We start from the raw sequence: 20,846 nt of genomic DNA, 5'->3' as shown, positions 1-20,846 counted from the left end.
AAAATGGTGGGATCATTATAGCACAAGTAGATAGAAGAAAAAGCCATCCGGACACCTCGCAGGGTTTCGGATAGCTTTTATTTAGGGACAGCCATTAATACGTTACTTGCCGATAGCTCCAGCAGTCGCTTCCCAGACCCCATGCTGTTTATCTTTACCGGCATATTCCATTCGGGTTGGCGTAAGCTCAAGGATCACATAATCAGGATCATCCGGCCCTGTGAACCATTGCTCCAGCTCTTTACTCCATACCTTCGAGCGCAGACCTTCATTCATCGTTACAGCAACGGTAGCCTCAATTTCCAGCACATCCTTGCCGCCCCCTGCTTCATATCCAAGCAGCAAAAAAGCATGGGGATTATCCTGCAGTTCTTCTACCTTATGCGTCTTGCGGCTGGTAGCCAAATAAATATTCAGTCCGTCATGAAACACCGCCATATAACGCACCTTTGGTTTATTACCGGCTTCAATTGTGCCGAAGGAACCGAATTTATTGTCACCAAGTACCTTGATGATTGTCTGCTCCAGCTCTCTGTTATCCATTGACGAGATAGCTCCCTTCTACTATGTGAATATATGTTTATATATTCACGCCTTCAGTTTGGGTTTATCATAAATATGGTGCTTATCATAGTGTGCCCACCGGAACCCTATTGAATCCCGTCATTGTTACATCAATCCAACTTGCAAGGAGATTCATCCGTGAAAAAACTGCTCTGGATCAGCTGTCTTTCTTACTTTGTTATCGGGCTCGCACATGTGGTGCTCGGCTCTATTCTTCCCGTTCTTCTGGAGCATTATGATCAAAATTACAGTGCTGGCGGCCAACTCATCTTCAGCCAATTCTCCGGCTTTCTGGCTGGCGTACTGGTCTCACCTTTTCTGAACCGCCGCTTTGGCAAACGCGGAGGCATTCTCATTGCTACCGGGCTGTTGCTGGTTTCCCAAATTTCCTATGCCTTTCTTCCGCCGTGGGGCTGGATGTACGTCATCGCCGTTGCCGCGGGCTTCGGGTTCGGCATGATCGAAGCCGTCATCGGCACCATTATTATCGCCGCCATTACTGAAGGAACCGCCATAGCCATGAGCAGGCTTGAAGTTCTGTTCGGTGTAGGCGCACTGATTATGCCTCTGATCGCGAGTCCGCTCATTGCTGCTGGATGGTGGAGGCTCTCCTTTCTGATCGTTGCGGCATTCTCGTTAATATCCCTTTTCTTCTGGGGAAGCCGCGCAAGCTTTGGGAAGCTGCAAAGCGTACTGGACGACCGAGCTCCTCGCACCCGCCCAACTAAAGCGTCCAAGCAGTCTTCCCAGGTAGGCAACAAGCTCCCGTATAAAGGAAAACAGTGGGTGCTGCTCGGCATGTTCATCATTTTCTTTTTTCTCTATGTGGGTACTGAGATGAGTCTGGTCAATTTCATGCCGGCGATCTTTATCGCCAAACTGGGGATAAGTGAATCTGCTGCGGCCTTGACTGTAACCTTCTTCTGGCTCGCCATGGCTATCGGAAGGCTGTTTGCCGGTGTCATAGCCGAAAAAATCACCTATCGTGCATACGTTCTCGGCAGTTGCTTTATTACCCTGCTGCTATTTATTCTCTTCCCCTTCTCCGAGCACCGCATCGCCGCGTTCACTATACTCATTCTGCTGGGATTGTTCATGTCTGGCATTTTTTCCATTGCCCTTGTCTTCTCCAGCAAGCTGCTGCCAGGCGCCGAAGAAACGACACCTAGTATCATGATTGCATCCGGCGGAATTGGCGGGGCTATTCTGCCTCTGCTAACAGGCTGGTCGATGGATCATCTGCAAGTGTCCCAGACTGCAGGCATGCTGGCGGTTTTTGCCGCTTTCCTATTTTTGCTTAGCTTTGCCGCTTGGAAATTAGGTTAATATAGAATGTAATTAAATTCTGTATACAAGGGTGGAACGAATGATGGACGAGCTCTCCTCCGAACCTTTATTACATACTGCACTTCTGCAGTTTATTTTCCCCTTCTCCATCAAGCAGGGCGAAGCTATGGCTCTGATTCATCGTTTAGGGAAAGATGGTTTCACTCGTTTTTTTCTGGATCAGAAGGACCTGGAGGATGCTTATTACGGAGATGGCTACAAAGTCTCGCATGAAAAAATGGAGCGAAGCTACTTGCCTTTTGCCGCTCACGTTCTGTTCCCGCGCGAAAAGGATAAGGACTCCTTCCGCCGCTTCTCGCGGGTAAATGCGCTGGAATGCAGACTGGAAATGCCGCAGCAAGCTGTGAATTTCCAGGTACTCTCGACCGATGTATTCATCTGTCCGTTCCAGCTTGGATTCATCACCGTCCGGGTCCGTCTTGAAGAGGATAACATTCCTTTCAGCACCGCTTTAGAATTCGCGGACCGCTTCCGAACGCTGGAGAATGTCTCCATTACAGATGAATGCACAACTATTCATTGCGGGGAAAGAACCTTTAAGCAGACAGAGGATTTTGTCTTCCGAAATCTGGTCGATGGGTTGGAGCCGTTTCTGGACGCCTCCGAGTTAAATGGAGCCTATTTTGAGACGTTGCCTTTTTTCGTGGATGAAAGAATGCTAGTGCAAGCCTTCTACGGCTTTGAGCGCCAGGAGGATAAGGATGAACTTAGTGTGGAGCTGCGCTATCGTGCCTCCCAGTTGGATGGGCTGGATCTGCAGGGCAAACCGTTCATTAGCGCCAGTGATCCCGATTATATTACAGAGTACATCAACAAGCATTCCTATAACCGTTGGGGCCCGGATACCTATTACATAACGAATGAACAGACCTTTTGCTGTCTGAGCCGGGCCACTCCCGAGATCGCTACCCACTTGGCCAATCAAATGTACGGGGAATATTATTATGGTTTGTTGCTCAGTATTTTCCATAAAATCGTTCTGTTGAAGCTGGCTAATCTGCACTCTCGTCTTAGTATCACACGCGATTATAACGAGATTGAAGATTTAATCTTTTTAATCACCAAGTTTTCGGCCAAATATTATTTTTTGGAGCTCATTTCACAATCCCAAGGTCGAGAGATCTTCATCCAGCTGCGTAAAGTATACGGGAATGATGCCTTGTTCGGAGAAGTGAAGCAAACCCTGGATGACCTGTTTCAATACCAGAATAAGTTTCAGGCCAAACGTCGGGATATGCTGCTGATGATTCTAACCGTATTTACGGTAATCAGTGGCATTTACGGTATGAACCAGGTTATTGAAGATTTGAAGAACCCTATCGACTGGAGCAAAATGCTGCAATACTCCCCTTTTGAGTATTTAGCCCTCTTCCTGACCTGCAGCGGTATTCTCGTCAGTCTTATCCTTACGGTTAGAGAGCTGTGGAACGGGAGCAAGAGCCGCCGCAGAAAAAGATTAACCCATGAGGAGTAAGCGATAGTCCACAGTTGTTTATAGCAAACTTAGCAACTGGGAGCAGGCTTCTTTATAAGCTGCACTAACATCAGGCAACAATGCTGCCGCTGCTGCAAGGTTGTCCTGTCTAGCATGAAGTTCAATTCCAGCACATACGGAGGCCAGAACCTGTGCTCCAATGCCCAGACTCCCCGATCTCAGGCTGTGGGCAACTCCGGCGCTTTCGGCAAGATCCTTGTTATCGATCGCTTTCTGCAAGGCCTCTATTCTGAGTGGGGTGTCGCTCGTGAACATATTTAGCAAGGTGCGCAGCAATTCTGACTCTCCGTCCCCATCCAATTCTCGGATACCGGAAATCGTCTCTTCATCGAGTACCGGTATGTGGGCGTCCATCATCCTAATTCCACCTTTCCATGTTCAGCTCTGTTTGTCATTCTGTTGTTATATTATATATCATTCGATCGCTTCAAGATAATTCAAATTGGTGGATGCTGCTAGACAATACAGAAGTGTGCGTCTATAATACACCGTAAGAACGTAGCAACACCCGTAAACTTCATAGAATCAGGGGAGCTGGAATTAGGCTGGCTGAGATTGTATCCCACAAGATACTGACCCTTATACCTGATCTGGATAATGCCAGCGTAGGAATAGCCACTAGTTCGGGTCTCATTGACCTCTACTATCTTGCGCCAAACCAGCGTCCCGATCATCGGGGCGCTTTTTGTTATGGGATATTTCGGAATCAATATGAAGCCGGGTCTTTCGTTACCAGATAAAGGAGAGAAGAAACATGGGAGTCAAAAAAGGACTAACGCTGGGCCTAAGCTGCCTGCTGATCATCGCCATTGCAGGTTGCGGCAGTAATAATGGGAATTCCGGCAACAAGAATGCTACAGGAAGTAACGGTGCTGCTCCTGAAGCAACTGCAGTTGCCACGGATGCACCAAAAGAACTTACCAAGATTAAGATCGCGCTCGACTGGACACCCAATACGAACCATACTGGTCTGTATGCAGCCAAAGATCTTGGATATTACGCCGAAGAAGGTCTGGATGTAGAAATTGTGCAGCCAGGTGCCGCTGGTGCCGATACAATGGTGACCTCCGGTGAGGCAGCCTTTGGCATTGGTGCCCAAGAAAGTCTGACCTTAGCTCGCCTGCAAGGAGTGCCACTCGTCTCTATCGCCGCCATTATCCAGCATAATACTTCCGGATTCGCCGCACCCAAGGATCGCAACATTAAGTCTCCGAAGGATTTTGAAGGTAAAACCTACGGTGGCTGGGGTTCTCCTGCCGAAGAAGCAGCTATGAAAGCAATCATGGACCCGGAAGGCGGGGATGTGAAAAAGGTTAAGCTGGTGAACATCGGGGAAGCCGATTTCTTCACCGCCGTGAAACGTGATATTGATTTCGCCTGGATCTTCTATGCCTGGACCGGCATCGAAGCCGAGCTACGCGGCGAGCCCATAGATATGCTCTACTTGAAGGATTATGCACCGCAATTGGATTATTACACACCTGTACTAACTACAAGTGAGAAAGAGATTGCCGATCAGCCAGAAATAGTGAAGGCATTCCTGAAGGCTACGTCGAAAGGTTATCAATATGCCATTGATAAGCCTGAAGAAGCGGCCGCCATCCTAAGTAAAGCCGTGCCTGATCTGGACCCTAAGCTGGTTCTGGCCAGCCAGAAATGGCTTAGCCCGAAATACCAGGACGATGCCGCCCGTTGGGGTGAGCAGAAGGCTGAAGTGTGGCAGAATTACGCCGACTGGATGTACGGTCTGAAGCTGCTGGATAAGCCGCTGGAAGTCGCCAGCACGTTTACGAATGATTATCTACCCACTGAATAGTGAACGATAAATACAAAACGGAAAGGTTGATACAATCATGGCAAATACACTATTAAGCATTCAGGTTATCCCCAAGACTCCGAACGGTGAGGATTCCATCCCGTATGTAGATACAGCGATTGAGGTTATTCAGAAATCCGGCGTGAAGCATCAGGTGAATCCGCTGGATACCACGATGGAAGGCGAACTTACAGAGCTGCTGGAGATTGTGCGCCAGATGCATGAAGCGTTGGTCGCAGCTGGCAGCCCCAGCATCATTTCACAGATCAAGATTGCCCATAACCCGAATGGCATCAGTATGGAGAAGCTGACGGAGAAATATCGGCCGTGAGATCAACTTGGAAGCAATTATGGCCGCCTCTTGTGGCGGTCATATTCTTGTTAACGGGATGGCAGCTGGCGGTTTCCCTATTCCATGTCGAAGCTTGGATTCTGCCGAGTCCCACGGACATCATTCGTGAGTTCAATGCTAACGCTACTGGGATTTGGGTCCATACTCTGGCTACGCTACGGCTGACCCTGATCGGCTTTCCAATTGGTACCGCGGTAGGTCTTATCATTGCGCTGCTGCTGCATCTGTTGCCTTGGACTAGACGCGCTTTTTATCCGCTGCTGATTCTCAGCCAGAATGTTCCCTCCATTGCGCTTGCACCGCTGCTTGTCATCTGGTTCGGCTTCGGCCTGCTGCCAAAGATAATCTTAATTACTCTGGTCTGCTTCTTCCCGGTAGCTGTGGCTACAATGAGTGGCTTAGCGCAAAGTGACGGGATTATGCTGAATTATATGAAAATGGCCGGTGCAGGCAAGTGGCAAATCTTCACCAAGCTGGAGCTGCCTTCATCGTTGCCATCGCTATTCTCCGGTGTGAAAATATCCGCTACCTATGCGGTAATGGGCGCAGTGGTCGCCGAATGGATTGGTGCAGACAAGGGAATCGGGTATTATATGCTTCTGCAGAAATCAGCCTACCATACGGACCGGATGTTCGTCGCTATTGTTATTATTGTACTGCTTAGTCTGGTGCTCTTTGCGATCATTGCCTTGCTGGAGAAATGGCTAGTCCGCTGGAAGCCGCGCCGCAATTCCTAGAAAGGAGCGTACCTCCAATGTCTGAAGAAACACAGATTCAACACAGCACAACGGAAACCCCAGGCTCTTCTCAAGCAGTGCCTGCGCCACCCGCACTTGAAGTCAAGGGCATCTCCAAAGCCTACACAGAGCGCCGCCGCGTAACGAGCGTGCTGAATAACGTCTCGCTCAAGGTTGAGCAACAGGAATTCGTATCCATCGTTGGACCCTCCGGCTGTGGCAAAAGCACCTTGTTCCACATCATCGGCGGTCTGGAGCAGCCGGATGCCGGAACGATAAGCATGAACGGCAGCCTCGTAACAGGACAGCGCGGCGAGATCAGCTATATGCCGCAGCAGCCTGCGCTGTTTCCCTGGCGGACGATCGAGGATAACGTCCTGATCGCCGGCGAGATCAAAGGCGTGCCGCAGGATCAGGCGCGCGAAGAAGCCCGGCATTGGCTGGCCAAGGTCGGCCTCAGCGGGTTCGAGCGGGCCTACCCTCACATGCTGTCGGGCGGGATGCAGCAGCGGGCCGCGTTCCTGCGGGCCTTATTGGCCCCGCAGGAGCTAATGCTGCTGGACGAGCCGTTCAGCGCACTGGATGCGCTGACGCGCAGCGAAATGCAGCGCTGGCTGCTGGAGCTGTGGGAGGAGAACCGTCGCTCTGTGCTGTTCATTACCCACAACATCGAAGAAGCGCTGCTGCTCTCCAACCGGATCTATGTATTTTCCGGCCGTCCCGGCTCAGTATTACATACGGTGGATATTCCTTTCCCACGGCCGCGCCGTGAGGAAATCACCGATTCACCGGAGTTCCTGCTGCTGAAGCGGCAGCTGTCGCAGTGGATGCGGGAGGAACAGGAGAAGAGCGCTACAACAAAGGGATAAAATAACAAGAACCAGTTTGAACACGGCCGTGTTCGGACTGGTTCTTGTTATTTTTCCATTACTTTGAAATATGTGTAATTAATTGTAGAATACTGTCGCTATAATACACTTATTGTGCAATAATTACGCTGATAGTCGATTCTATAAGGGGGAATGTGTATGAAACGAATATTCACTTATTTGTTATCTTTTTCGATGTCTATTTTGGTAGCGCTTCCAATACTCCCTGCCACTCCTATTTATGCAGCAGCTAATGAGGAAGGACCCATAACTGGTGGGACAAGTCTCGACGCGTATTTATACAATGGAACGTTGTCTGTTTATTATTTGAATCAAGGGGACTGGCTGCTGGAAGGCAGCATCGCCTATGATGAATTTGTCAAAGAACAAGCATTATCTATAACCGGGTTAGATACCAGCCAGTCTGTCTCCATTAAGCTCGTCCAGAACGGTGGCGGCAACGCTCAGCTTGATGTCGTAACGTTAGATGGTCAAGCTCCTGTACAGGTCGCAGGAGCGGGCGGGAAATCATTGGCGAAGGTGTCTAAGCAAGATTTGGACTTAATCAACCTTGAAGCGGAGGGTACGGTCATCACCTTTAACGGGGGAGCAAAAGAAGCAACGCTTACCGTTGCAGCTCGTATCGAGGACATGGAAATCAGTAAAATCCCCTTCCGTTTTCCGTTAATGTCTTCAACTGCGAACGATGCTTTTTACAACTACACCCTAGATTCACAACGCGGGATGATTACACTGGACGGAAAATTAGATGAAGTGGCAGCCATGCCTCCTTTCAGCAAAGAATGGGCCGAACCTGCAACAGGTCACCCCAACAACTATTTATATACCTGGGTGTTCAATGACGATAACTATTTATATGTAACGATGGATGGTGCACCGGACAATACAATGGATGATTGGAAGGATTATGCGAAAGTTTATGTTAATACAGCTAGCGGTTTACAAGACTACAAGCTCTCGATATATGAAACCACTTGGGGAAAATCTTCATTCTCCTATACAGATCATGCAGTTTATGAGCACAAGGTCTATGAGTTCAAGATTCCTTTAACCGAATTCGCTCCCAGCTCCGCTCCCTTAAGAATTGCCTTCGAGTTCTACGGTACCTCGGCTCCTGGAGCGTCGGATGATAGTTATGCTACGCCAATGGATACGGTTCTTACCGTACCGGCACCAGGTGTTTTATCCAATGATGGTACCTATGGAGGAACACGTACGGCTGTCCTAGGAGGATTAACACCCCTACATGGAAACGTAGTCCTGCAGACAGATGGTTCGTTTACTTATACGCCCAACGCTGGTTATGTGGGTGCAGATGCTTTTAAATATCAATTTACAGATTCGTATGGTTACGGAACTTCAAACCAGGCTACGGTCTTGCTCTCAGTGACAGGAGGCAGTATTAGCCCCACAACTGCCAACTTCGATAAGCTGATCACGGCCCAAGCTGATGTGTCGACAACGATGGTACTCAACGACAACACTCTCAACAGTGTTACTAATGGCGGAGACACTCTTGATCCAGGCCTCGACTATACGGTCTCAGATAACATCGTTACAATCAATAAAAGCTACCTTGCCACGCTGTTGATAGGAGTGACGAGCCTGACCTTCAACTTCAGTGGGGGAGGAACTCAAACGTTGGCGATTACGATAAGTGACACGACACCGATTGTTTACGGTACTCCCGTATTACAGACACCTGCAGCCGGCAATGCGCAAGTCAGTCTTGCTTGGAATTCCGTGGATGCTTCGACAGGATACAAAATTCACAAAAGCGAGACTGCCGGGAATTATGGATCTGAAGTGATCACCCTTAGCAGCTCAGATTCCAGCTATATTGCTACAGGCTTAACCAATGGTACGACTTATTATTTTATGATGAAGGCGGTTAATCCCGAAGGAGATAGTGTGGCTTCCAATGAAGTTAGCGCCATGCCTAAGACAGTCCCTGGAGCACCAACAGATCTCGTAGCCACAGCGGGAAATGGACAGGCCAACCTTAGCTTCACCGTCCCTTCAACGGATGGAGGAAGTCCGATTACAAGCTATACCGTTACTTCGTCACCAGATAATATCACAGCTACAGGCTCAACAAACACATTTACAATACCAGGTCTCACCAATGGAACAACCTATACTTTTATAGTTACAGCCCTCAATAGCGCTGGTGAGAGTATCGCCTCTGCAGCCTCTAATGCTGTAACACCACAATCACCATCTAGCGGCAGCAGTAGCAGCGTTATACCACCAGTACCAGTCACTACGAATAACGGAGTTAACGTGCTTGTGAATGGCAAGGTGGAAAATGCAGGAACGGCAGCAACCACTCAAGTAAATAATCAGACGGTAATTACCATTTCCGTGGATTCCAAGAAACTTGAAGACAAGCTCGCCACAGAAGGACAAGAATCCGTCATTACCATTCCATTCCTGACCCAATCCGATGTTGTCATCGGAGAGATCAATGGACAGACCCTCAAGAACATGGAACAAAAACAGGCGATTCTGGAACTTAAAACGGAGAATGCTACCTATAGACTCCCTGCCCAACAGATCAATATTGATGCGATTTCCGCGCAGCTCAGCAAGACTGTAGCCCTTCAAGATATTAAGGTGCAGATCGAAATTGCCACACCATCAGTAGACACCCTGAAGATTGTAGCGGATTCAGCTATTAAAGAGGGATTGACCCTCATGGCCCCTCCTCTCAACTTTACAGTAAGAGGTATTTACGGAAATACCACCACTGAAGTGACCAAGTTCAACGCTTATGTAGAAAGAACAATCGCCCTACCTGACGGAGTAGATCCTAACAAAATTACAACAGGGGTTGTCATCGAACCGGACGGAAGCGTTCGCCACGTACCTACAAAGGTCGTAATCATCGATGGCAAATACTATGCCCAAGTGAATAGCTTAACCAACAGCACGTATTCCATTGTCTGGCATCCTTTGGAGTTCAACGATGTTTCTCAGCACTGGGCAAAGGCTGCTATCAACAATATGGGAGCCAGAATGGTTATGAGTGGCTCTGACAATAATAGGTTTGATCCTGAGCAAGACATTTCACGTGCGGAATTTGTGAGCATCATCGTACGGGGATTAGGATTAAAGTTGGAGAACGGTGCTTCTCCATACACGGATGTATTAGCTTCAGCTGAGTATAGCAGTGCTATTGAGACTGCATACACGTATGGCCTGATCAGTGGATATTCAGATCATTCCTTCCGTCCCTTAGAGAAGATGACTCGCGAACAAGCAATGATGATCCTGTCTAAAGCGATGACGATCACAGATTTAAAAGGAAATTCCCCAATTAAAGCAACCGGAGAATTATGGAGTCCATTTACGGATGCAAATCTGTCCGCAGACTGGGCGAAGAACAGCATTACGGACTGTCTGCAAGCGGGGATCATTTCTGGCAGAAATGGCACACTGCTTGCTCCAAAAGCGAATATCTCTCGAGCAGAGGTTGCAGCGATGGTTCAGCGGCTCTTACAGAAGTCGGGGCTCATTTAGCAAAGTCCTTGATGGATAAAAGGTCCAGAACATAAAAAGAGTGCGATTCTCAGGAGTTCTTCCTGAAATCGCACTCTTTTTTGTGATCTCATTCAGTTCATCCAGTAATGTCTTGATTTCCGTAGCGAACGGGTGGCTATGAATATACCTGCACCACATCTTCCCTGGAACAAAATGTGACCAAATGCCGTCCTTAAGGGTGTTATAGGTAAAGGAGGGCATAGCCTCATGCAGCGACCCATGACCCGGCCGGGCAATCATGTGATGAAAAGTTACGAAGTCTACGCAGATATGCTGTTCCGAATTGCCCTAGTCCATCTGGGCAGCCGCGAGGATGCCGAAGAAGCCACTCAAGACACCTTCATCAAACTAATGGAAAAAGCACCCCCGTTCAAGGATGACGAACATCAGAAGGCATGGCTGATCAGGGTAATTACCAATCATTGCAACAATCTGCTAGGCAGAGGCTGGCGCAAGCGCGTGGTCAGATTGGAGGGCGCAATGCCGGTTACGACCGACAGCCCCGAGGATTTGGCGATCTTGCAGCTCGTGCTGGCGATGCCAGTGAAGTATAGGACTGTTATTCATCTGTATTATTACGAGGATTATCCTGTTCAGGAGATTAGCAAGATTCTGCAAATCAGCGAGTCTGCCGTGAAGATGAGACTTCAGCGGGGGCGGCAGCTGTTAAAACTGGAGCTGGAAGGAGCGGAATCGCAATGAAGGAAGATCAGTTTCGAACATCCTACAAGAAAGCGGTGGATTCAATGAAATCGAGCGAAGAAATGAAAACAGGATTAGTCAGCAAAATGGAGCGGAAGCGTCCCCGCAAAATGGTCATTATAGCGGCAAGCGTTGTGGTCGCCGCCGGGATTGGTCTGGCCTCACCAAGTATTTGGCAACAGTTGAACGGACCGGCAGCCCCGAGACAAGTGGCCCAAGTAAATCCGGACACATCCAACCCGGGGGGCGCAGCTACGGATACTTCCAGCGGTATTGTCATTCCTAAGCTGGAGCTGCCAGATAAGGAATCAGGCGTTAAGGCAGATATGCTCGCCCTAGTCGTATACAAGGGCAATGTCTATACCCAAGCGGCAACCACCATTGACCCGGCCGACGCCGCTGCACTACGCGGGGAGAAGCTGGGCAAGACGACAAGCGGCATCAACGAATGGAGCGGCAAAGATGATTATATCGAGCTATCCTCCAACATCGGTGAAGCGGATATCTATTCCGTAAAAGGATACGACGCTGATTTTCTGGTTATGTCTTATACGGAAATCGACGGCCAGATCTTCGCCGAACTATTCGAGCATACGAATGGCATTACCCTAAGCAGCGGCGCGGACCTGTTCGGCAAGCTGAATCTGGAAGGCCGAATCGCGACCGCCCAATGGGAAAGCTTTGACAGCTGGAACAATGGCAAGCAGCAGTACACACCGCTCACCGGGGGTGAAGCACTAGAAGGCTTCATGACAGCACTCCAAGCGGCCAAACCACTAGCAGCGGAGCCGCTGACCGAGCAAGGCATTTATGACAGTGAAGACCGCAAGATCATCTACTTGCAATTGGAAGACAAGACCCGGGTACAACTGACACTATTTGGTCAGGGACTTGTACGGTATGGAAATGCACCCGTATTCTTCGAGGTCGAGTCCAGCGCGTTTCAAACGCTGTGGAACAGCATGAATCCATAAAAATAAGCGCAGCAGTAAGTTGTAGGGCCATCCTTAGCGGATGGCCCTTTGCTTTTTGTAGAACATATATCATTAGATTTCAATTTGAGGTGAATAGGGTAAACGACCCAGATGCATCTTCGCCTCTGCCTCATCCCAAGCTACCGTATAACCATGTCCCTTGGCACAGAAAATCGAAGAGGAGCTGTATTGCGGATCAGCATCCTTCCTGTAGCCCTTTCGATCGATCACCTCTTGTTCGTTATGACAGCGATCATAACCCCCAAAAGCGAGATGAATCGTACCTTTTCCATGCGTAAAGGAAGTTAGCTCTGTACTGTAGTTCATAAAGGAGGCCACAGGGGCTTTGCCTGAAATGATAGCGTACGATGCAGTGATTTGCGGCGGATCAAATTGTCCAGCTGCCTGCTGGATATCAGATAAGACCCTGCCTATATAGTCGAGTACCACCTTAATCTTATAATGATAAAAAGGCTCAAGCAGCATATTCTCCGCTTTCTCCAACCCTTGTCTTAATGCACGTAAGGTAGCTTCGCGAAAATCACCGCCATGCGTATGCTCATTATGCGCAGCGCCTGTTAACAAGGTAATCCTCATATCTGTAAGCGGCATACCCGCTAATACACCATGATGGTCTTGCTCATAGAGATGAGTCTCTACTAGATTCTGATTGCCTACGCTTAAATCGTTGGCATGACAGGCATTCACGAAAGTAATTCCGCTATTTCGCTCCCCCGGCTCTAGTCGAAGGTGCACCTCGGCATAATGTTTGAGCGGCTCGAAGTGTCCATAGCCATGCACGGTGGACCCAATCGTTTCTTTATATAGAATCTCAGGGCTACCAAAGGATACATCCAATTGAAATCGTTCCTTTACGAGCTGCTCCAGCACTTCAAGTTGAATGAGGCCCATGACGTGGATGTGAATTTCCTGCACGGCTTCTTCCCAGATAACGTTCAATGACGGGTCCTCCGCGTTTAGCACTTGGAAAGCTTTTAGCACATCCTTGACGTTATAGGTAACGGCATAAATAATCTTCGACTTCAAGGTCGGCACCATCTCATAGATCAGCTTGTCCGATAAGCTGCCTAAGCCTTGCCCAGCCTCGGCGGCTGAGAGTCCGGTTACAGCGAACAGATCACCTGCTGATACCTGATCAACCGTATGCGATTTACTCCCATTATAAATGTACATGCGCGTAATCTTTTCCGAAATTGTGGCATCTCCGCTGGCATAACTTAATTCATCACGAACCTTAAGCGTACCGTTTAATGCTTTTATAAAAGTCAATCGCACACCATTACTGTCATGACGAATTTTATAGATACGCCCACCAAAAGGAGCCTGTTCATCATAATCCACAGTCGTTAACAAGTGCAGCTGATCAAGAAATTCTGTAACGCCAATATCCTGCAAAGCAGAACCGCTCGCGCAAGGGAAGAACTGATGTCCCCGAAACTTAGCCTGCAGCGTCTGCAGCCAGAAGGTTTGGTCTTCCGTACCCGCCATGTACTTCTCTAACAATTGCTCGTCACGCTCCGCCATGCTTTCCACCAAGGCTTCCTCAACTTCTCCGCTGCCCAAGCACCCGGTAATCGAACACACATCCTCTGTCAGCTGCGTACGAATCTCCTCAAAAACTCGGTCCACATCCGCGCCAACCCGGTCCGTTTTATTAATGAAAAAGAACGTCGGTACTTTAAGCTTATGCAGCAGCTGCCAGACCGTTTCGGTATGACCCTGGACTCCTTCTACCGCACTGATAATGAGAACAGCATAATCCAGCACTTGGACAGCCCGTTCCATCTCTGGAGAGAAATCGACGTGCCCGGGGGTATCGATCAAATAATAGGTTGCGCCCTTATACGACATGACTGCCTGGTCTGCAAAAACAGTGATGCCTCTTGCCCGTTCTATGTCATGACTATCGAGGTGAGCATCTTTATGATCGACTCTGCCCCGCTCCCGAATGCTATGTGTATGGTACAGCAATTGTTCGGCAAATGTGGTCTTCCCCGCATCCACATGGGCGAACATGCCAATGGTTTTATTATCCATCTTGTCTCCTTGATTTCTAAGTAATAGAATCTTTCTTCCTTCATAATATACCGAAGTGTGAATGAACGGTTGTTTAGGCTTCTTTTTCTCTTGAAAAATTCAGCCGTCTTTGTAAGTCACGAATGGCCTTACAGGATTCGATGATGTTCAAGCTAACAGTGATCTTTCTTAAAATCCATGTGGATGCTTCCCAATCCCTGTCGAACAAGACGCATTTCCAATTCTCCGGCCAGTTTTATTGAGAAACTTGCCAAGTTGATTTGTAGAAAACGTGGTCACCTGCTATATTTTCCATTGTTTTCCTACTAAAGATCGGCTACAATAGTAAAGAAAATGTAAACGATTACATAATGGTTGGCATACTGATTACGGGCGGTGAATAGATTGGATATTAAAATTGTCGATGTGGCCGCACGGGCCGGGGTATCTACAGCCACGGTGTCACGTGTGTTCAACCATAGTGCAGGAGTTACGGCAAAAACCAAGCAGAGAGTGATGCAGGCCATCGAGGAAATGGGCTATCATCCAAATGCCACGGCCAAGAATCTGCGTTCGCAAAAGACATTAACCATTGCCGTCATCGTCCCCGACATTAATGTCGCTTATTTCACCGAGATCATCAAAGGCATAGAGAATATGGCCTATCTCAAAAACTACAAGCTGCTGATCTGTGATGCCGAGAACCAGAAGTCCAAGGAGCTGGACTATCTCAATCTGCTCATGAACCGGACCGTTGACGCTGCCATCCTTATCGCTCCCCTACTCAGCGACGACGAAATTCGGGGCATCAGCGACCAGGGCTATATTGTGGCTGTCATTGGACGCTATCTTGAGCATAAAAGTATCCCCTGCATTTACACGGACAATATCAAGTTCTCGCTTACAGTTATGCGGCATCTCTTCGCTTGTGGCCATCGAGACATTGTCTTTCTCAGTGGGTACGCCGAGTCCATGGACAGTGTTGAGCGACTTGAAGGGTATAAGCAGGCACTTCAGCAGCAAAATCTCCCCTACCGGCCGGAACTCATTGAATCCGGCGACTTCAATGAGCTTGGCGGATACGATGCGATTAATCGACTACTTGGGAGGGGTGTTACCTTCAGCGCCGTATATGCCGCCAACGATGAAATGGCACTCGGAGTCTACAAAGCTTGCCGGGAGCACGGTCTGTCCATCCCTGAACAGGTTGCTGTTGTCGGAGTCGACAACAATCGGATCAGCGAGTATATCTCCCCGGCGATGAGTACAGTCAATCAGCCTAAGTACACCATGGGCATCATGCTTGCCGAGAAATTAATAGACCTGATGAACGACAACGAATTTGCGGATAAACGGACCTTCAAAGTTAATTCAGAACTGCTGATTCGGGCTTCGTCCAGCTTTAAAAGGGAAGTGTAAATATATAAATTTATATTGAACGGTTCCACTTGTCGCAAAATGTAATCGATTACATAAAGGTGGTGTTGCCTGCTAGGACTAGGTTAGCAGCCCCGGTCTTGCATCCTGACGTGAAGCAAAGTGAATGCCTAACCCCATTTTGAAAGGAGTTCTAGATTCATGAGAAAAATATTATTCACTGCCCTGATTGCATCTCTAATCACCGTAAGCGGAAGCATTGCGGCGGGGCCGGTCTCGGCCGCAGGAGAACAGGCCGAGGTCTGGATTTCCACCTCTGATCCAAACACGGAACCTGCTGTCGGGCTCAGCACCAGTGCTCGGCTGACCCGGATCGGCGATAAATCCTTCAGTACCAACGCCAGCAGCGCCGATTACACCATCACGGTCAACGAAGGCGTCTCTTACCAGCAGATGGATGGATTCGGTGTCTCGCTTACCGATTCCTCAACCTGGCTGCTCAACTATAAACTCAATGCCACTAAACGCGCCGAGGTAATGGAGAAGCTCTTTGGTACTAGCGGCATCGGCCTGAGCGTGCTGCGGCAGCCGATGGGCAGCTCGGACTTTGCCTGGTCGGCCTATACGTATGACGACACAGCCGGAGACACCTCACTCAGCCAGTTCACTATAGGCCGCGATTTGTCTTATATCGTGCCCATGGTCAAGGCTGCCATCGCCAAGAATCCGAACATTAAGGTGTTCGCATCCCCTTGGAGCGCTCCCGCCTGGATGAAATACTCGGGCATACTTAACGGTGGCAAGCTTAAGGCTGAGTACTATCAGACCTACGCTGACTATTTCAAAAAATACATTCAAGCCTATCAGGCACAAGGCATTCCCATCTATGCCGTCACCGTGCAGAACGAACCCAAATATGAAACCGGTGCTTATCCGTCTATGGGAATGAATGAGCAGGATGAAACTGGCTTTATCGGCGATTATCTGGGACCTACGCTTAGCAGCGTCGGCATCCATACGAAGATCATCGCTTTTGATCACAACTTCCTGGACTGGGGCTTTCCGAACACCGTTGTCCAGAACCTAAAGAACGCCGGCAAAGCCAATTATATTTCTGGCAGCGCCTTCCATCATTACGACAGTGGGGATGGCTCGACGATGACTTCCATGCACAATGCTCATCCTGACAAGGATATCTGGTTCACCGAGGGTGGATTCGGGACTTGGAATGATCCGCAGAACGGGACTACCCAAGGTTTTGACAACATGATCTCGGAATTCATTAATATTACACGCAACTGGTCCAAATCGATCACCCTGTGGAATGCCGCCTTAGATCAGAAGGATGGTCCCGCACTGCTTGCCGCTTACAACACCAACCGGGGGATGGTCACGATCCAGAACTCCGACAATCGCAACGATAACCCAGAGAATGCGGTCACCTATACCAAGCAATATTATCTGCTCGGCCACTTCAGTAAGTTTGTCGTCCCGGGTGCTTACCGCATTCAGTCCAACAGCAGCAACGATCTGAAGAATGTAGCCTTCAAGAATCCGGATGGCTCCAAGGTTGTTGTGGCCTATAATCCGCAAACCTCGGCTCGAAATGTCAAGATTCAGTGGGGCAGCCAATCGTTCGTAGTGAATGTCCCTGCCAAATCAGTGATGACTTATAAATGGGTCGGCAATCCGTCTTAAGTAATCCAGAGCGTAAAAGCTCGCTCCAAACAAAAAGGAAACGGGTACCGCCCTTTATGGGCGGTACCCGTTTCCTTTAGAAATTGAAGGATAATTTATTACGATAACGTTAATATCACATTAGTATGGTCTGTCACGAATTCGGGATGGCAGTTGTCTGCTGCTGCTTCACTGCTTTATAAGTAAGAGAATAGTTTTGACCTCCCAACAAAATTCTTTCGCCTTTAAACTCATCATAGATGTTCAGACGTACAGAGCCTCCGCGGAGTGTTCTGTACAGGTTGCTGTTAATCGTAGTTGATAATGATTTAAGATTTCCCAAGGAAAGATCAGTACCCAAGGTCAAAATCTTCTCCGTAGCTTGTCCATACGGGTCAATTAGCTCCAGAACAAGCTTATGTTCGTACTCGCCGGCATCGTACAACTCACTTTGGGACAAGTTGTAGCTCATCACTGCGGTTAACGTATCTTCGCCTTCCGATATAGTTGCAGTTGTATTTGTAACGGATAAAGAATAAGGAAATAGCTCAATATCCAGTAGTGACTTCTGTGGAGTGCCTACGGTTTTGTTAAGAGTCAGCCCTACCATATTGATATAAGCTGTTGGTTTAATCCCGGGTGCAGCCAATTTGCCCTCTGCAACACCTTCACCGATACAAAGGATAAGCTGGGAGGTGTCTACGGCAAGTGGAATTTTACTCCAGACTGTTACGAGACTTTTGCCATTTGCGTTCAAGGCAGTGGTGGATTGATTGACTTCAGCTTCGTAATATTGGTTGTCCGGTGTTTTATAGTAGGCAACAAGCTGGGTCTGCTCAAATTTGCGGGATTCTTCACTGTTCATCACCAGTTCGGTATACATAAGGTTGGCACGGGTGCCGCTATAAACGGTGGTTAACCGTTCCAGAACTGCCGCTTTTTTACCCGCAAGTTCAATGTGGAGGGCATCGCCCGCAGCTAATATCCCAATGGTATTGTCCAACTGGCTGGTATTCAAAGTAAGGAAGTTTGTTGTTTCTCCGCCAGACGTACCCTGAAGTAATATCTTCAGTTTATTGAAGCTATATGAATAAGGGACATTGGTTACAATATAAACCGCCGCTGTTTCATTCGGAGTCAGAAGGGTCCGTGTATCTTCTGTTACGATCTGGGATGTGCTGCTGAGATCACTTTCTCCCGCTTTAATAACCCCAGTAAGCACTGGGAGCTGTACAGCGGCTGTTCCGCTGTTGCGAATGCTTATTTTGGTGACAAGCTGATCTTCATCCGACCAGGGCAGACGTTGTACCGAATTAAGCTTCACACCGAAGGTTCCCAGGCTGTTCTCCACCGTGTACTCCATCCCAAGTAAGTTGTTTGTTTGCAGTGAATAGGGAATCTGGTAGTATGCAATGGGAAATACAATCTTGTCAGCCACAGCGGGTTCTGTCATCTGCAACTGCAGAGTTCCTGGACTCAGCTCCAGAGGCACATCAGCGCTGAGATCGATCACTTTTTCTTCTAGAGGTTCTAATTTCAGGTTGGCAAAAGCTTTACTGTTCACCGGAAAGGTATACCCCTCGGCGGCTTTTATGGCCAGCTCGTAGGCTGGCAGAATCACAGATTTATTGCCGGAGTTCTTCACACGGAATTTAAGACTCCACTTAGCCACTCCGTTCTCTGAATATACGGTTGCACTCTTTAGTTGAGTCTCGACCGTGTTGCTGCGGACCGTAATTTTTTTGACAGCGTTACTTGCTACAACGAGATTAGCCGCCGCCGCGGCGGGCAGTTTATAGGTAATAACAGGAAGAGAAATACTTAGAGTGCTGTCCTCCACCGCGAACTGTAGTGACATATTATCGGTTTTCATATATGAAGGGATTTCAGTCAAATAATAAACAATCTTTTTCTCTTGAGGCTGGATCTTGAATCCGCTACTAGCATCGTTCAGGGCCAGTCCAAATACCGAACCTCCAGATGAAGTGAGATAGCCCCTCATTCCTGTATCAGTGAGCATCTTAACTCCTGTGTTTGAAAAGCTGATACCAATCTTGGCATATACTTTTCCGTTAAATTTATAGATTTGTAAGCTTTCGGCTTTGGTTGTTACCGGCAGATTGTTTATAATTATTTTTTTACTCTGCCCTCTGCCTAGGGCTGCCGAATACGCACTTGGAACTATAATCGTGCCCAACCTTTTCTGATAATCCGCACTGCTGAAATCCCAACCATATAGTGAGATTTTGACACCATTGACCTTTGTAGCCTTACCCATGTTCACGAAATAGGTGATGGACTGGCTACTCTTGGCAGCGATGGATTGGATAGTAGCACTATTTGTAAGCGGCCTTCCTTGAATAATAGCTCCACCCGGGGTAGTGACCCTGGAGAAATAATCGAAAAGCTTGACCGGACTGCTACTTCCGTTGTAATAGTTAAGTGTGTATATTAAAATGTTTCCGCTATCCTGTGCAAAAAAGCCAACATCGGTCAGCTTCGCGCTCACGCTACTCTTCAGAGTTATAGGGCCGAGTTTGTCCAGAGTAGACGCTGCTGTGATGGATGAAGTGTCTACGGATGCTGCGTACGCTCTGTATGCTAACGACTGGCTAAGGACCGCTATACTTAGCATTATTGCAGCATACGCCTTTTTTCGTGTATACAAGAAATCCCCTCCTTGAAGTAAAACTACATTCGTTTTCTCATTTGGGGATAATACCAAATCCTTATGAGATCGCGGTTTCTTCATCATCGCAAACGATCTTGAGGCCGCATACCCAACGATTCCACCAGCAGTGTTCAATATGAGATCATCTACATCAAATGTGCCAATACACAATAGCAGTTGTGTAACTTCGAAACATAAGCTTAGCAGTAGAGGGAGCATAAATATCTTTACGAAGGACGCCCCTCTTGATGTGAAAAGCAGAGGTATGAAGAGCCCCAATGGAATAAAGATCAGAATATTGCCAATAAGATTCGTCGATAAAAATGGATGGGAGATGGATAGACTGTGGATCTCTTTTATGATCTCCTTAAATGGAATATAGTTTCCTTGTCGATCGAAGATACGATTAGGCTGGTCGAGAGTACGCTGAAGCTGGTAAAGTAGAACGTGGATGTCAACAGAACCCCACTTAAATAGGATCACCTTGATTAATACATACAGATACACGATAAATCCCGCAGTCAAAATCATTTTCGGCTTACATATATGGGTTCTCACAGGCAACCTCCTTCGAACTCTTTATGTGTATTCACTGTTTCAAAAAAAGCCCCACTTCTTCATCAACTGTCTCCTCCCTCATTCCTTATATCCTCAGAATAGAGAA

The 20,846-nt window shown here is 48.1% G+C and carries 15 protein-coding genes and 1 riboswitch; of the genes, 11 read left to right on the top strand and 4 right to left on the bottom strand.

Features of this window, described 5'->3' with window-relative positions; all coding sequences use genetic code 11:
• Nucleotides 1–102 precede the first annotated feature (102 nt).
• The gene (locus GJB61_RS20425) at nt 103–543 is read right to left on the bottom strand and encodes a pyridoxamine 5'-phosphate oxidase family protein (protein ID WP_154120872.1); all 441 of its coding nucleotides are present in this window, start codon (nt 541–543) and stop codon (nt 103–105) included.
• A 159-nt stretch (nt 544–702) separates the two neighbouring features.
• On the opposite strand from GJB61_RS20425, the gene GJB61_RS20420 reads away from it, so the two are divergent.
• Together GJB61_RS20420 and GJB61_RS20415 are read left to right on the top strand one after the other, a co-directional pair.
• Entirely contained in the window at nt 703–1,890 is a 1,188-nt protein-coding gene (locus GJB61_RS20420; RefSeq protein WP_338115985.1) for an MFS transporter, read from the top strand.
• A 40-nt stretch (nt 1,891–1,930) separates the two neighbouring features.
• A complete protein-coding gene (locus tag GJB61_RS20415; RefSeq protein ID WP_154120871.1) occupies nt 1,931–3,385 on the top strand; it encodes a hypothetical protein in 1,455 nt (484 codons plus the stop codon).
• Nucleotides 3,386–3,403: 18 nt separating this feature from the next.
• Here the strand turns inward: GJB61_RS20415 and GJB61_RS20410 are convergent, their stop codons facing one another.
• A complete protein-coding gene (locus GJB61_RS20410; RefSeq protein ID WP_154120870.1) occupies nt 3,404–3,763 on the bottom strand; it encodes an Hpt domain-containing protein in 360 nt (119 codons plus the stop codon).
• A gap of 160 nt (nt 3,764–3,923) precedes the next feature.
• A riboswitch (TPP riboswitch) is annotated at nt 3,924–4,035 on the top strand.
• Nucleotides 4,036–4,160: 125 nt separating this feature from the next.
• Between GJB61_RS20410 and GJB61_RS20405 the strand changes: the two genes are divergently transcribed.
• The 7 genes from GJB61_RS20405 to GJB61_RS20375 all read left to right on the top strand — a co-directional run bounded on the left by GJB61_RS20405 (nt 4,161) and on the right by GJB61_RS20375 (nt 12,420).
• The gene (locus tag GJB61_RS20405; RefSeq protein ID WP_154120869.1) at nt 4,161–5,222 is read left to right on the top strand and encodes an ABC transporter substrate-binding protein; all 1,062 of its coding nucleotides are present in this window, start codon (nt 4,161–4,163) and stop codon (nt 5,220–5,222) included.
• A 37-nt stretch (nt 5,223–5,259) separates the two neighbouring features.
• Entirely contained in the window at nt 5,260–5,553 is a 294-nt protein-coding gene (locus GJB61_RS20400) for a thiamine-binding protein (protein WP_154120868.1), read from the top strand.
• Nucleotides 5,550–6,311: an ABC transporter permease gene (locus GJB61_RS20395; protein ID WP_338115984.1), complete on the top strand. Its 762-nt coding sequence runs from the start codon at nt 5,550–5,552 to the stop codon at nt 6,309–6,311. Before GJB61_RS20400 ends, GJB61_RS20395 begins: the two co-directional genes overlap by 4 nt.
• 17 nt (nt 6,312–6,328) lie before the next feature.
• Nucleotides 6,329–7,180, top strand: coding sequence for an ABC transporter ATP-binding protein (locus tag GJB61_RS20390; RefSeq protein ID WP_154120867.1), 852 nt, complete (start codon nt 6,329–6,331; stop codon nt 7,178–7,180).
• Between the two features lie 159 nt (nt 7,181–7,339).
• Nucleotides 7,340–10,723: an S-layer homology domain-containing protein gene (locus GJB61_RS20385; protein ID WP_195724415.1), complete on the top strand. Its 3,384-nt coding sequence runs from the start codon at nt 7,340–7,342 to the stop codon at nt 10,721–10,723.
• A 228-nt stretch (nt 10,724–10,951) separates the two neighbouring features.
• Entirely contained in the window at nt 10,952–11,446 is a 495-nt protein-coding gene (locus GJB61_RS20380; protein WP_154120865.1) for an RNA polymerase sigma factor, read from the top strand.
• Nucleotides 11,443–12,420, top strand: coding sequence for a hypothetical protein (locus GJB61_RS20375; RefSeq protein WP_154120864.1), 978 nt, complete (start codon nt 11,443–11,445; stop codon nt 12,418–12,420). The genes GJB61_RS20380 and GJB61_RS20375 overlap by 4 nt, the downstream gene beginning before the upstream one ends.
• 72 nt (nt 12,421–12,492) lie before the next feature.
• Here GJB61_RS20375 and GJB61_RS20370 read toward each other — a convergent pair whose 3' ends face one another.
• Complete coding sequence (locus GJB61_RS20370) at nt 12,493–14,478, bottom strand: GTP-binding protein (protein ID WP_154120863.1); 1,986 nt, start codon at nt 14,476–14,478, stop codon at nt 12,493–12,495.
• 384 nt (nt 14,479–14,862) lie between these two features.
• Here GJB61_RS20370 and GJB61_RS20365 point away from each other — a divergent pair, with 384 nt between their 5' ends.
• Together GJB61_RS20365 and GJB61_RS20360 are read left to right on the top strand one after the other, a co-directional pair.
• The gene (locus GJB61_RS20365; protein ID WP_154120862.1) at nt 14,863–15,876 is read left to right on the top strand and encodes a LacI family DNA-binding transcriptional regulator; all 1,014 of its coding nucleotides are present in this window, start codon (nt 14,863–14,865) and stop codon (nt 15,874–15,876) included.
• A 159-nt stretch (nt 15,877–16,035) separates the two neighbouring features.
• Complete coding sequence (locus GJB61_RS20360; RefSeq protein ID WP_154120861.1) at nt 16,036–17,532, top strand: glycoside hydrolase family 30 protein; 1,497 nt, start codon at nt 16,036–16,038, stop codon at nt 17,530–17,532.
• Nucleotides 17,533–17,665: 133 nt separating this feature from the next.
• Here the strand turns inward: GJB61_RS20360 and GJB61_RS20355 are convergent, their stop codons facing one another.
• On the bottom strand, nt 17,666–20,740 hold the full coding sequence (locus GJB61_RS20355; RefSeq protein WP_154120860.1) for a VanZ family protein: 3,075 nt from the start codon (nt 20,738–20,740) through the stop codon (nt 17,666–17,668).
• Nucleotides 20,741–20,846: the final 106 nt, after the last annotated feature.

The sequence above is a fragment of the Paenibacillus monticola genome, assembly GCF_009664975.1.
Taxonomy (GTDB): Bacteria; Bacillota; Bacilli; order Paenibacillales; family Paenibacillaceae; genus Paenibacillus_AQ; species Paenibacillus_AQ monticola.
The sequence above is the reverse complement of the archived record's forward strand: the minus strand, read 5'-3'. Positions and strand labels throughout refer to the sequence as shown.